Here is a 12,462-nt window from a genome sequence, read left to right as displayed (position 1 = left end):
CTAACTGCCGCAGCGATCCCTTGAGGCAATCTTTGCTTCTCGACTTTGTTTTCTGCCCAACTCATAGCCTGTCCTTGCGCTTCTCCTGTGACATCAGTTGGCTGGCGAATGCAGAGGAGAGCGCGTCGTCGGCATATCCAAACGTACCGGCTGTTTTCACCTCCATAGCGGCGCGCATCAACGCACCCAGCGCGGCCCGCGCGAAAGAGCCGCCGACACTCACGCGGCGCACGCCGACGCTCGACAGTTCGGCAACAGAGTATTTTCGCCCTTTCAAACCCATGACCACGTTGACTGGCTTGTCCACGGCTGCACAAACGGTTCTGATTGCCTCGATGTCAGGCAAGCCGGGTGCGTAAAGCACGTCTGCCCCAGCGGCCGAAAACGCTTGCAGCCGTTCTATGGTGTCGTCTAGATCTGGTCTCTCCCAAAGATAGTTCTCCGCCCGCGCCGTGAGAAGGAAAGGCAGACCGCGTGCAGCCTCTGCTGCAGCATGGATGCGCTCGACGGCTTGCGACAGATCATAGATCGGGGCAGCAGAATTGCCTGTTGCGTCTTCGATCGACCCGCCGACAAGTCCAATTTCGCAGGCCAAGCGGATGGTTTCCCCACAGGTTTCTGGCGACGCACCGAAGCCATCTTCAAGATCAGCAGAGACAGGAAGATCAGCAGCGCCAACGATCTCGGCAGCGTTCTCAAGAACCTCATCCCGTCCAAGGCTCGCGAATGAATCCAACTTGCCTTTGGAAAAGGCGTAACCCGCGCTGGTGGTCGCGAGTGCCTCGAAGCCAAGGCTCGCGAGAAGGCGAGCCGAACCGGCGTCCCACGGGTTCGGGATGACAAAGGCACTGTCCCCTTGGTGAAGCGCCTTCAGTCGCTCAAACTTGCCCCTTTGATCCATAAAGGCCTCCCCTTGCCCGTCACTGAGGCTGAGATTAACACCACGAGAACGAAATGTGAACGCATTGCGCGAACTTGCTTCAGAGAGAATAGCGACGATGCGTTATTGGTGCGCATTTCCGTCACTCTCACGCGCTGGACTAGACATGAGTCCGCAGCAGAGGCCGAAACTGATTACGCGGTCTTGGTTTGTCCTTTTTGGAAATACAGCCATTGAAATCATTGCGTAATTTGCCAGCCCTTCCAACACGCCTGGGCATCTCGCGGCATTTGAATTGGGCATATTCACTGAGAACGCACAAAAAAACCCGCCGAAGCGGGCTTTTTTCGAACAGGTTGACGTCAGACCGACAAGCCGGCTTGCGCCAGTTCTGACCGTCTGTAGAAACGGGCGATGAACCCTTCCGGCGCCAGTTCCGACCGCCCTTTGGATACCTGAGAGTTCCGTGGTTCTGCCGGGACGTCGGCTTCCAATAGATGTGTGGTATTTGCGCCGCGAAGCGGGGTTTACTCCCGCCGAGGAAAACACCGGTTACGAGACGGGCGGCGTGCAGACCGCCCTCCACAGATCGTCCTTCCAGTCATCGCCTCCCGCGCCCGATGTTTGCACGAGATAGTCAATACCTCGGACGGACACCTTGGCTGGATCGCCACATTTAACGAATGCTCGGTGCTTTCCCGGATCGCTGTAACCAGCACCCGCAGCATTGTCTTGCGAGAGTGAGATCAGGACATCGAAATCGTATCCAGCTTGCTCTGCGGTGTGGTTGCTTAAAAGGCCAAGGCTAACAACGGTGTCATCGTCGAAATGAGCCGTGTGAAAAATCAATGGTTCCGCTGCCTTCGCATTGGAAACCAATGACAGCCCGACGACAAAAAACATGGTCAGAAACCAACGCATTCACCCCTCCCGTGGTGCATGCGGACGATAGATTATACCACTTCGACGGCCGGGCTGCTATCCATTCTGCTGTAGGAGCAGGCCATGGAAGTACAGTTACGCAAATGCGCTCGACGTGATCGCGTTTGGCTACGCGAAGCACACCATCCAGTTCGATCACTATGTGGAAAGAAACCGGCGTCCCACTCCCACATTGTCCTCTCTCCCTAATCAGTGATCGCCATACCATGGGCAAGCAACGAAAGTTTCTCTATGGAGAGTACATTGGAGGTTCCCACGACCAGGAAGTCTGTACGTGAATTTCACCGGCATTGGCCCGATGAGGTCAAGGCGCAGATCGTGTCGGAGAGCCTTTGGACCGATCGACATTCAGGATTCCCAAATCCGTTGATCACTGGTTCATAGGGTACCGTGTGAAGCGCGGAGGCCTTTGATGGGAGTGAAGGCCAGTTGAACGAGGCGCAATGGTCGAGAATTACGCCTTTGTTGCCAGGCAAGGCCAGCGATCCACGGAGGCGGTTGAGGAAATTGCGAAAAGGCCTCTGACGAAGGGCCAACTCACCGGCGACGAGGTCTTCCCTGATCAGCTTGACGTTCGCCAACGAGACAGCAGGGTGCGAAGTCCGTGCACGATCGCTTCACGCTGAGCGAGCTCAAAAATCGGAAATGCCCAAATCAAATGCCGCGAAGTGTCCAGATCAGACCGCGCAGGGACAAACCTTTTCGGCAAAATCACGAAACCAGCTATTACCATGTGTATGGACACTTGAAATGATGGCGACCCCTGCAGGAATCGAACCTGCGACAACCTGCTTAGAAGGCAGGTGCTCTATCCAGCTGAGCTAAGGGGCCGTCCGGCGGCCGCGTCTCACGAGCGCGACCGGAAGCGGCATATCTGGACCAGAAATCTCAATGCGTCCAGGGCTGCGTGCGCGTATAGCGGAAATTGTCCGGATAGGCGACGACCTGGCGAACCGGATCCTTCGGTGCGATGACGCGGTATTCGATGCCGCTGCGCTGGGCGTAGGCTTCGGCGAGTTCCTGCGTTTCGAAGGTGAGCTTCACCTGCTGGCGCATATCGCCCGAGGAAGTGTAGCCCATGATCGGATCGATCTTGCGCGCCGACTCCTGATCGTATTCAAGCACCCAGAGATGGGTCTTGGCCTTGCCGGACTGCATGGCGGTCTTGGCTGGACGATAGATCTTGGCAGACATGACTGCAGCGTCTCCGACTATGCGGGCAGCGCCCGCCTTTCATGGTCTCAATCCCGTTGCCGGCCCGTTCTCGGGCCTTGGCATCATCGCTGAGGATAATGCCAAGAGATGAATTTTGCTTAGCCGCGAATCCCCGCATTTTCAAGAAAAAAGGCGGTGTGCGACACGGCTGCCGACTCCGTTCGCATGACGGCCGACACCGCCTCCCTTTCAAATCCGGGGATTGCCGGCCGGATTTCGCAATATTTCCGCTTGTCTCACCTTGTGATCACAACCTGATTGCCGCTGCCTTCCCTCGGCACTAGTTTACGGCTCAATCGATTTCAGTGGATTTGCAGCTCATGATGAGACGTTCGGCGGAGTTCAATGCCATTGTCATAGGCGCTAGCATCACGGCGTTCTTCTACGTTGTCATCAGCTACGCCCAATATATCGGCCTGATCGCCCACGGCTAAGGTAGCCTTGTGCTGACGTACAATTGCGCCAGGCAGACCGAACTGGTGCGCCTGGCAAGCAGGCTGGCGGCCTATCAAGATTTTTCTGTCTGCATCCACAGGTCCGGCGAGGAATCTTCGGCCAGAGCTGGATTTATGGGTTGCGACGGCGAAGTGAACCGTGTATCTCCCCTGCCATTCACGGCACGGAGTGTAGCGCAGCCTGGTAGCGCATCTGGTTTGGGACCAGAGGGTCGGGAGTTCGAATCTCTCCACTCCGACCATTCAAATATCCCGATATTGTTCAATTCCTTGACAGGCGCACCCTGCTCGTGGTCGCGCACCCTCACTTCGCCTTCTTCGTTGTCGTGGCGCTGACGATCCTGTCGCCGGGCTTGATTCCGAGTTTGGCAACGATGCCGGCGTTGAGTTCGACGACGTATTTCACCGCAACCATCGAATCGATGATGTCGCGCGAATAGGGCACTGCCTTTTCCTTGATGTGGCGGATCGTGCCGGTGTCGTCGGCAAAAAGCATGTCGAGCGGCAGGATGGTGTTTTCCATCCACATGGTGACGCGCCGCGGCTGGTCGAAATCGAAGATCATGCCGGCATCATCGGCCATCACCTTGCGAAACATCAGGCCGTGGGCGCGCTGATCCGGGGTCGAGGCGATTTCGACGGTGAAATGCAGCACCTTGCCCGCAGCGGTCTGGATCAGCAGCGGCTCCTTGTCGAACCGCATCCCCTCGTCAGCCAAGGCCGGCAGCGCGACCATGAAAAAAAGCGCCAGGATGGCGCTTCTGAAAGCATCAAATATGATTAGGCCGCGCATGTTCAGTGCGACCGGCTTGCCGGGCTCGGAACGTCGGGATGGATCTCTGCGGCCATCAGGCCCTTTTCGCCGTCGCCGAAGCGGACGAGAACCACCTGGCCGGGGCGGAGCTCCGTCAGGCCGAAGCGGCGCAGCGTCTCCATGTGCACGAAGATATCTTCGGTGCCCTCGCCGCGCGTCAGGAAGCCGAAGCCCTTGGTGCGGTTGAACCACTTGACCAGCGCACGCTCGAGGCCGCTCGTCGCGGTGACCTGCACATGGGTGCGCACCGGCGGCAGCTGCGAGGGATGAACCGCGGTCGACTGGTCCATTGAGAGGATCTTGAAAGCCTGGTAGCCGCGCTCGCGGCGCTGGATGAGGGCGACGATGCGCGTTCCCTCGAGGATCGTCTGGTAACCGTCGCGGCGCAGGCAGGTTACGTGCAGGAGAACATCCTGCATGCCATTGTCGGGCACGATGAAGCCGAAACCCTTGGCAACGTCGAACCACTTGACGACGCCGGTGATTTCAACAAGATCGACCGCCTCTCCTGATAGCTCGTCGAGATCGGAGTATTCGTTCGATGAAATCCTGTCAGCCATTGTCGCCAGCCCCTCGAATACGCGTCACACTGTTACGGTTAACTGATTCTTGTAATCAAGATTAACATCTTGGTAACGGATAAGCGCAAGTCCTAGTTTTCGGTTATTCCCAGGTGCACATTTTATAAAGATGACTTGCCCGAAGCTGACCTCGGCTCGCCGAAAAAAGCTAGCCCCAATAAAGGAGTAAATAGAATGCGTTATCTTCATACAATGGTGCGCGTCAAAGACCTCGACGCCTCACTCACCTTTTACACCACGCTTTTCGGCCTGGAGGAGATTCGCCGCCACGAAAACGAGAAGGGCCGCTTTACCCTGGTTTTCCTGGCTGCTCGCGACGATCTCGACCGTGCGCGCAGCGAAAAAGCCCCCTGCCTCGAGCTTACCTACAATTGGGACACGGAAGATTATAGCGGAGGACGCAATTTCGGCCACCTCGCTTATGAGGTCGACGACATTTACGCCACCTGCCAGAATCTGATGGACAACGGCATCACCATCAACCGGCCGCCGCGCGACGGCAACATGGCCTTCGTGCGCTCGCCCGACGGCATCTCGATCGAAATCCTGCAGAAGGGCAACCCACTTCCGGCCGCCGAACCCTGGTCTTCGATGGGCAATACCGGCGCCTGGTAAGGGTTTTCGCCGCAAGGCTTTTGCGAGGCTTGCGGCTTTTTCGATTTCGGGTCCGGCCGGCGCCTCGGCGCTTGCCGCGATCCCACGCCGCAGGCAATCTCCGACGACTCGAAGCGGACGAGAAGCGTTTTCGCCAATTTTCCGCATCAACTGGAGACTGTCGCTTGCGTAAGATGCTGATGCGGATGCCCGTGACGGGCGCTTTGCTGATCGCCACCTCGGTGCTGGCGCTGTCCGGATGCGCGTCGGACAAGAAGGCACTCGATTCGGCGGCGGTGGTTCCGGCTGTGCCGGCCGCAGCACCGCAGCTGGCCACGGCAGCGCCTGCAAGCCCTGCCCCACGTTCGGTCTATACCGATCCCCGGCTCGTCAACGTCTCCGGCGTCCAGGGCGCGCCCCAGGTCGTGGCACAAGATCCGAATGCAGCCGGCCCGCCCGCTGGCTCGGCAACGGCGGCGCCTGCCAATATTGGCGGGCTCGTCCTGCAGTCGACCCGGATCAACGCGCAGGCGATGAGCATCTTTTCCGATCACCAGCCGGCGCCGCAGAACAACAGCACGTCCACCGTCATTCAGCCGCAGGTCTATGTGCCGGTGGAAGGTGCAGCACCTGCGCGAAGCAGCGTCTACAGCCAGCCGCCCGTGTCCCAACAGCCGGCGGAGCCGGTGCTGCCGCAGCAATCCTCGCAGAATAGCAGCACGCAGCTTGCGCCCGTGCAGACAGCGTCGTTGGCGACGGGCAGCATTCCGACCTCGACGATGAACGCGCTCTACAGCGCGCCGAAGCAGAACCTGCTCGGCAGCCTCTCGGGCCTGCTGCACAAGGCGGCCCTGCCCGGCATGACGCGTATCGCGCCGAACGGGCTGCATCTCCAGAACGACAAGGTCGAGGTTGGCTGCTTCAAGCCCGACCTCTTGAAAGTGATCAAGACGGTCGAAAGTCATTTCGGCCGGCCTGTTATCGTCACCTCCGGCTATCGCGACGAAGAGCACAACCGCCTCGTCGGCGGCGCTGACGAATCGATGCACAAGAGCTGCGAGGCCGCCGATATCCAGATCGACGGCGTGACGAAATGGGATATCGCCGCCTATATCCGCTCCTTGCCGGACCGCGGCGGCGTCGGCACCTACTGCCACACGGATTCGGTTCACCTCGATACCGGCAAAACCCGTGACTGGAACTGGGGCTGCGGCGGCAAGCGCACACCGATAGCGACGGCAAGAGCGATCTGACGGCCGCGCGGTTTTCGCATTACGTTACGGCAGCGCCGCCTCGTCTCGTTAAAGAAACAACCGGCAGCCTATTGATTCAGCTTCAATAATCAGCTTCTCAAACGCACTCGGATTTCCTGTCATTTTTTTGAAAGAAAACCGCAATTCCGCTTGCGGGATTCAAAACGCCTGACTATAAGGGCGCCACCACGAAGGAAGCGCCCTTCGTCTATCGGTTAGGACACCAGATTTTCATTCTGGGAAGAGGGGTTCGACTCCCCTAGGGCGTACCACTTTCTCTCCATATAGAAGCCAACACTTCCGCTTGCAGAAGCCGGCGCGCACTCCTATTTTAACGAGGCTGCCTGCGCCCTTCGTCTATCGGTTAGGACGACAGATTCTCATTCTGTAAAGAGGGGTTCGACTCCCCTAGGGCGTACCATCCTGATGATAGGCCGTCGTCATTCGATCGACGTCGGCCGGCCCTGTCGGTCCCCTCGAGGAGAACCCTTCGGTTCGCGCGACGCTGCCCATCCTAGCCCGCCGGTTTGATTTGTCTCCGCTCCGCCGTAGCCTGCGCCGTGATTTTCCACAGCCGAAATAAATCGGCGAAAACGATGATTTTTTCGCGCCTTGGCGCTTGCGGCCTTCGAAGGCGCTGACTATAAGGGCGCCACCACGAAGGAAGCGCCCTTCGTCTATCGGTTAGGACACCAGATTTTCATTCTGGGAAGAGGGGTTCGACTCCCCTAGGGCGTACCACTTTCTCTCCCTTGACACTTTCCATCGCCAGCCTCTTGCGCGGCCACTCTATTTCGTCGGCGCTGCATCGCAGACGCGCAGCTGGATGCGGCGTGCGCCCTGGTAATGGTCGGCACCGAGCGAACCGGCGACATGCAGGCTGGCACCACGTGAATTGATGAGAAGATTGCCGAGCGGCGTATCGGCGGCGCGGAAGGCGATGCCGTCGAGCCGCGATCCGTCCATCGCCTCCAGCGTCACCTTCACATGTTTCTCACCGACTAAGCGGGCGTCTCGCACCCTATGCGCCGGCACGGCAAAGAGCGGCTGTGCATGGCCCGAACCATAGGGGCCGGCCGCCTCCAGGCGGTCGATGAGTTCGAGGGTGGCCCCGCTTGCTCCGATCGCGCCGTCGATCTTCAGCGTTTCGTTGGCGACGAGGCTCGCCACCGTCCTCTCGGCCTTCTCCGTGAAGAAGGTCCTCAGCCTGCCGAGATCGGCGCGCTCGACCGTCAGACCCGCGGCCATGGCGTGGCCGCCGCCCTTGACGAGCAGACCCTCGTCGACCGCAGCCCGGACCATCCTGCCCATGTCGAAGCCGTTGATCGAGCGGCCCGAGCCGGTGCCGCGGCCGGAGGGATCGAAGGCGATCGCGAAAGCCGGGCGCTTGAATTTCTCTTTCAGCCGCGCCGCGATCAGCCCGACGATGCCGGGATGCCATTTCTCATGGGCGGTGACGATGACGGAGGCGCCCTCGCCGTCGCCATATTCGGCGAGCGCTTCGGCTTCGGCCTCCTGCAGCATGATCACCTCCATCGCCTGTCGCTCGCGGTTGAGCTCGTCCAGGCGCTGCGCGATCACCTCCGCCTCGCCAGCGTCGTCGAGCGTCAGCAGCCGGCTTCCGAGTGCCGCATCGCCAATCCGCCCGCCGGCATTGATGCGCGGGCCGATCAGGAAGCCGAAATGATAGGGTGTCACCGGGCCGGCGAGCCCCGCCTTGCGGAACAGTGCTGCCAGTCCGGCATTGCTCTGGTGGCGGGCAGCGACCAGCCCCTTCACGACATAGGCGCGGTTGAGACCCTTCAGCGGCACGACATCGCAGACCGTCGCAAGTGCCACGATATCCAGCCACTGCAGCAGGTCGATCGCCAGGATGCGCTTGTTACCGGCCGCGCGCAGCAGCCGGAGCGTCGCGACCAGCACCATGAAGACAACGCCGGCGGCGCAAAGATGCCCCTGCCCCGAGAGATCGTCCTCGCGGTTCGGGTTGACGAGCGCATGGCAGGGTGGCAGCTCATGTGTCACCTGGTGGTGATCGATGACGACGACATCGATATTGCGCGCGGCTGCGGCGGTAAGCGCCTCGTGGCTGGTGGAGCCGCAATCAACGGTGACGATCAGCTGAGCGCCGTTATCGATCAACTGATTGATCGCCGCCGGATTGGGGCCGTAACCTTCGAAGACGCGGTCGGGAATATAGATGTTCGCCCTGACGCCGAAATGGCTGAGAAAGCGAAACATCAGTGCGGAGGAGGCTGCGCCGTCGACGTCGTAGTCGCCGAAGATCGCGACGCTCTCGCCGCGCTCGATCGCGCGCAGGAGGCGGGTCGCGGCCTTTTCGCAATCGGTCAGCTTATGGGGATCGGGCATCAGGCTGCGGATCGTCGGATCGAGGAATTCGATCGCCTCGTCGACCGTCACGCCGCGCCCGGCGAGCACCCGGGCGATCAGATCCGGCAATCCGTGGATCTGCGACATGGCTAGCGCGCGGTTCTGCCCTGCCTGGTCGAGCCGCGCCACCCAGCGATTGTCGAGCGCGGATTTCTCCACGCCGAGAAACGCGCGCTGTACGGGGTCGACGAGATCTGCCATGCCACACTCCGCTGACTTCATCTACTCTTTCTACAGGAGCAGCGGAGATAACATAGCGATGGATTTGCAGACACGGATTTTTACCAGAATACCGCCCAGACGATCAGGGCGATGCCGGTTATCTGCACGAGAATGACGGAAAACAGGGTAAGAAGAATGGCCCAGTTGCGGCCTTCAGGACTTTCGTCGTCATCAGGGGCCTCGCTGGAGGCCCCGGGGATTTGGTAACGAACCACATCACGGTCCGTTTCGGGAACTTCCTCAAACACACCAGGATGATCGGGAGGTTCTTCTTCCGAACGACCATACCCCTTCCCGGCATGGCTGTCCTTGTTCACGATATTCTCCAAAGCCGGCGACTCCCTCTCCCGGCTTATTTATATCAATGTTTCGGTATCTGTTAATATAAGTTTTCGTGAGAGCGGCTAAACAGGCATAAAAAAACCCGCCCTGCGTGCACAGAGCGGGTCAGCCATCCCGGATTGTCGCAAAAAAAGAGGTCAGCCTTCCTCTTTCGGCCGCTCGATGCGAATCACCTGCGGCTCACCGAAGAGATAACCTTCCGACTTGATCGAGACGACCGCCTTGCGCACCGAGTCTTCCGTCGTCGCATGGGTGACGAGAATGATCGTCTGGTGGTGCGATGGCGCCAGGTGCTGCTTGGAGCGCTGGACGATCGATTCCAGCGAGATGTTGTTTTCGGCCATGCGGGTTGCGACGCTGGCAAAGACGCCGGTGCGGTCGAGCACGGTCAGGCGGATGAAATAGCCGCCCTCGTGGCTCTGCATCTGCGCCTTGCGGTAGGGTTCCAGCGTCGCTGCGGGATGGCCGAGCACCGGCACGCGCTGGGCGCCTGGCTGGCTTTTGGCGATATCGGCGATATCGCCAAGCACCGACGAGGCCGTGGCATTGCCGCCGGCGCCAGGGCCGACCATCAGCAGTTCGCCGAGCACGTCGGATTCGATCGCCACCGCATTGGTGACGCCGTCGACCTGGGCGATGACCGAATCGACCGGCACCATTGTGGGATGGACGCGCTGCTCGATGCCTGTATCGGTGCGCTGGGCAACGCCCAAGAGCTTAATGCGATAACCGAGCTCGGCCGCGGCGTGGATATCCTCGATCGAGATGTTGGTGATGCCTTCGAGATAGATGTCGTCGGCCGCGATCTGATTGCCGAAGGCCAGCGTCGTCAGGATGGAAAGCTTGTGGGCCGTGTCGTTGCCCTCGATATCGAAGGCTGGATCGGCCTCGGCATAACCCAGCCGTTGCGCCTCCTTGAGGCATTCGGCGAAGGAAAGCCCCTCCTTCTCCATCTTGGTCAGGATGTAATTGCAGGTGCCGTTCATGATGCCATAGATGCGCGAGACGGAATTGCCCGTCAGCGATTCACGCAGCGCCTTGATGACCGGAATGCCGCCGGCGACTGCCGCCTCGAAGTTCAACAGCGACCCCTTCTCCTCGGCGATCGTCGCAAGCTCGACGCCGTGATAGGCAAGCAGCGCCTTGTTGGCTGTCACCACATGGAGACCACGCTGGAGTGCCGTACGCACCGAGATGTTGGCAGCCCCTTCGGCGCCGCCCATCAGCTCGACGAAGACGTCGATATCGCCTTTTGCGGCAAGCTCTTCCGGCCGGTCGAACCAGGTAACAGTGGAAAGATCGATGCCGCGGTCCCTCGCCTTGTCACGTGCCGAGACGGCCGTGATGGTGATCGGACGCCCGCAGGTGACGGCAAGCTCGTTGCTCTTCTGCTGAATGATGCGGACAAGCGAGGCGCCAACGGTGCCCAAGCCCGCAATGCCGATTTTGAGGGCATCTGCCATGGATCGATCCTGAAATGTCTGTGTGGCGGCAGCCGCATGACGCGGCTGCCCAACGGTTGGATTAGCGGTGTGCGTTCAGCGAGATGACGTTGTGCATCGTCTCGTCTGCCGTCGACATGAACTTCTTGATGTTGCGCGCAGCCTGGCGGATGCGGTGTTCGTTCTCGACAAGTGCCAGGCGGACGTAGTCGTCGCCCATTTCGCCGAAGCCGATGCCCGGGGCAACAGCGACGTCGGCCTTCTCGACCAGCAGCTTGGAGAATTCCAGCGAACCGAGATGACGGAACTTTTCGGGGATCTTCGCCCAGGCAAACATCGTCGCAGCCGGCGGCGGCACGTCGAACCCGGCTTTGCCGAAGCTCTCGACCATGACGTCGCGGCGACGTTTATAGACGTTGCGAACTTCCGCAATGTCGGAACCATCGCCATTCAGCGCATGCGTCGCCGCCACCTGGATCGGCGTGAAGGCGCCGTAGTCGAGATAGGACTTGACGCGGGTAAGCGCCGCGATCAGCCGCTCGTTGCCCACGGCAAAGCCCATGCGCCAGCCGGGCATGGAGAAGGTCTTCGACATCGAGGTGAACTCGACCGTCACGTCCATTGCGCCCGGCACTTCGAGAACCGACGGCGGCGGGGCGCCGTCGAAGTAGATTTCCGAATAGGCGAGGTCGGAAAGCACGATGATGTCGTGCTTTTTCGCAAAGGCGATGACGTCCTTGTAGAAATCGAGCGTCGCGACAAAAGCCGTCGGGTTCGAGGGATAGTTGAGGATCAGCGCCAAGGGCTTCGGGATCGAATGCCGGACGGCACGTTCGAGCGGTTCGAAGAAGCTCGCATCCGGCTCCACCGACATGGAACGGATCACGCCGCCGGCCATCAGGAAGCCGAAGGCGTGGATCGGATAGGTGGGGTTCGGGCAGAGGATCACGTCGCCAGGCGCCGTGATTGCCTGCGCCATGTTGGCGAAGCCTTCCTTGGAGCCCAAGGTGGCGACCACCTGGGTATCCGGGTTGAGCTTGACGCCGAAACGGCGGGCATAATAGGCGGCCTGGGCGCGGCGCAGGCCCGGAATTCCTTTGGAAGAGGAATAACGGTGCGTGCGCGGATCCTGCACGACCTCGCACAGCTTGTCGACGATCGACTGGGGAGTGGGAAGGTCGGGGTTTCCCATGCCGAGATCGATGATATCGGCGCCGCCCGCTCGCGCGCTTGCCTTCAAACGGTTGACCTGTTCGAAAACATAAGGCGGCAAACGCCGGACTTTGTGAAACTCTTCCATCTCATTCCCCATGGAAAGGCGGCATTTCGGG

11 protein-coding genes and 5 tRNA genes are annotated in these 12,462 nt (G+C 60.0%); 6 read left to right on the top strand and 10 right to left on the bottom strand.

Going from position 1 to position 12,462, the window contains the following annotated elements; all coding sequences use genetic code 11:
• Nucleotides 1-61: 61 nt before the first annotated feature.
• The 4 genes from BA011_RS06140 to BA011_RS06120 all read right to left on the bottom strand — a co-directional run bounded on the left by BA011_RS06140 (nt 62) and on the right by BA011_RS06120 (nt 3,016).
• Nucleotides 62-901: an isocitrate lyase/PEP mutase family protein gene (locus BA011_RS06140; RefSeq protein ID WP_065279790.1), complete on the bottom strand. Its 840-nt coding sequence runs from the start codon at nt 899-901 to the stop codon at nt 62-64.
• Between the two features lie 531 nt (nt 902-1,432).
• Nucleotides 1,433-1,801, bottom strand: coding sequence for a hypothetical protein (locus BA011_RS06135; RefSeq protein ID WP_065279789.1), 369 nt, complete (start codon nt 1,799-1,801; stop codon nt 1,433-1,435).
• Nucleotides 1,802-2,576: 775 nt separating this feature from the next.
• Nucleotides 2,577-2,653: transfer RNA gene (locus BA011_RS06125), tRNA-Arg, on the bottom strand.
• 57 nt (nt 2,654-2,710) lie between these two features.
• Nucleotides 2,711-3,016 (bottom strand): ETC complex I subunit, encoded by a 306-nt coding sequence (locus BA011_RS06120; protein WP_065279787.1) that lies wholly within the window; start codon nt 3,014-3,016, stop codon nt 2,711-2,713.
• 641 nt (nt 3,017-3,657) lie between these two features.
• On the opposite strand from BA011_RS06120, the gene BA011_RS06115 reads away from it, so the two are divergent.
• Nucleotides 3,658-3,734, top strand: a tRNA-Pro gene (locus tag BA011_RS06115).
• Nucleotides 3,735-3,796: 62 nt separating this feature from the next.
• On the opposite strand, the gene BA011_RS06110 is transcribed toward BA011_RS06115, so the two are convergent.
• Entirely contained in the window at nt 3,797-4,285 is a 489-nt protein-coding gene (locus BA011_RS06110) for a DUF192 domain-containing protein (RefSeq protein ID WP_065279786.1), read from the bottom strand.
• 2 nt (nt 4,286-4,287) lie between these two features.
• Complete coding sequence (locus BA011_RS06105) at nt 4,288-4,866, bottom strand: cold-shock protein (protein WP_012757289.1); 579 nt, start codon at nt 4,864-4,866, stop codon at nt 4,288-4,290.
• Between the two features lie 195 nt (nt 4,867-5,061).
• Between BA011_RS06105 and gloA the strand changes: the two genes are divergently transcribed.
• The 5 genes from gloA (at nt 5,062) to BA011_RS06080 (ending at nt 7,475) form a co-directional block, all read left to right on the top strand.
• The gene (gloA, locus tag BA011_RS06100) at nt 5,062-5,502 is read left to right on the top strand and encodes a lactoylglutathione lyase (protein ID WP_065279785.1); all 441 of its coding nucleotides are present in this window, start codon (nt 5,062-5,064) and stop codon (nt 5,500-5,502) included.
• 173 nt (nt 5,503-5,675) lie between these two features.
• On the top strand, nt 5,676-6,734 hold the full coding sequence (locus BA011_RS06095) for a YcbK family protein (protein ID WP_420493428.1): 1,059 nt from the start codon (nt 5,676-5,678) through the stop codon (nt 6,732-6,734).
• A 197-nt stretch (nt 6,735-6,931) separates the two neighbouring features.
• A tRNA-Glu gene (locus tag BA011_RS06090) sits at nt 6,932-7,006 on the top strand.
• A gap of 74 nt (nt 7,007-7,080) precedes the next feature.
• A tRNA-Glu gene (locus BA011_RS06085) sits at nt 7,081-7,155 on the top strand.
• 245 nt (nt 7,156-7,400) lie between these two features.
• Nucleotides 7,401-7,475, top strand: a tRNA-Glu gene (locus BA011_RS06080).
• A 48-nt stretch (nt 7,476-7,523) separates the two neighbouring features.
• Here the strand turns inward: BA011_RS06080 and recJ are convergent.
• From recJ to BA011_RS06060, 4 genes are all read right to left on the bottom strand, one after another.
• Nucleotides 7,524-9,326, bottom strand: coding sequence for a single-stranded-DNA-specific exonuclease RecJ (recJ, locus tag BA011_RS06075; RefSeq protein WP_065279783.1), 1,803 nt, complete (start codon nt 9,324-9,326; stop codon nt 7,524-7,526).
• An 80-nt stretch (nt 9,327-9,406) separates the two neighbouring features.
• Complete coding sequence (locus tag BA011_RS06070; RefSeq protein WP_420493423.1) at nt 9,407-9,676, bottom strand: hypothetical protein; 270 nt, start codon at nt 9,674-9,676, stop codon at nt 9,407-9,409.
• Nucleotides 9,677-9,826: 150 nt separating this feature from the next.
• Nucleotides 9,827-11,152, bottom strand: a complete 1,326-nt coding sequence (locus BA011_RS06065; RefSeq protein ID WP_065279782.1) for a homoserine dehydrogenase — start codon at nt 11,150-11,152, stop codon at nt 9,827-9,829.
• Between the two features lie 61 nt (nt 11,153-11,213).
• Nucleotides 11,214-12,431, bottom strand: a complete 1,218-nt coding sequence (locus BA011_RS06060) for an LL-diaminopimelate aminotransferase (protein WP_018445590.1) — start codon at nt 12,429-12,431, stop codon at nt 11,214-11,216.
• Nucleotides 12,432-12,462: the final 31 nt, after the last annotated feature.

It is taken from the genome of Rhizobium leguminosarum (assembly GCF_001679785.1).
GTDB classification, from domain to species: domain Bacteria; phylum Pseudomonadota; class Alphaproteobacteria; order Rhizobiales; family Rhizobiaceae; genus Rhizobium; species Rhizobium leguminosarum_R.
The sequence above is the reverse complement of the archived record's forward strand: the minus strand, read 5'-3'. Positions and strand labels throughout refer to the sequence as shown.

Excerpts from the sequence above, each read along its gene's own strand:
- BA011_RS06140 (WP_065279790.1), bottom strand. The coding sequence starts at position 901 with ATGGATCAAAGGGGCAAGTTTGAGCGACTGAAGGCGCTTCACCAAGGG.
- BA011_RS06135 (WP_065279789.1), bottom strand. The coding sequence starts at position 1,801 with ATGCGTTGGTTTCTGACCATGTTTTTTGTCGTCGGGCTGTCATTGGTT.
- BA011_RS06120 (WP_065279787.1), bottom strand. The coding sequence starts at position 3,016 with ATGTCTGCCAAGATCTATCGTCCAGCCAAGACCGCCATGCAGTCCGGC.
- BA011_RS06110 (WP_065279786.1), bottom strand. The coding sequence starts at position 4,285 with ATGCGCGGCCTAATCATATTTGATGCTTTCAGAAGCGCCATCCTGGCG.
- BA011_RS06105 (WP_012757289.1), bottom strand. The coding sequence starts at position 4,866 with ATGGCTGACAGGATTTCATCGAACGAATACTCCGATCTCGACGAGCTA.
- gloA (WP_065279785.1), top strand. The coding sequence starts at position 5,062 with ATGCGTTATCTTCATACAATGGTGCGCGTCAAAGACCTCGACGCCTCA.
- BA011_RS06095 (WP_420493428.1), top strand. The coding sequence starts at position 5,676 with ATGCTGATGCGGATGCCCGTGACGGGCGCTTTGCTGATCGCCACCTCG.
- recJ (WP_065279783.1), bottom strand. The coding sequence starts at position 9,326 with ATGGCAGATCTCGTCGACCCCGTACAGCGCGCGTTTCTCGGCGTGGAG.
- BA011_RS06065 (WP_065279782.1), bottom strand. The coding sequence starts at position 11,152 with ATGGCAGATGCCCTCAAAATCGGCATTGCGGGCTTGGGCACCGTTGGC.
- BA011_RS06060 (WP_018445590.1), bottom strand. The coding sequence starts at position 12,431 with ATGGAAGAGTTTCACAAAGTCCGGCGTTTGCCGCCTTATGTTTTCGAA.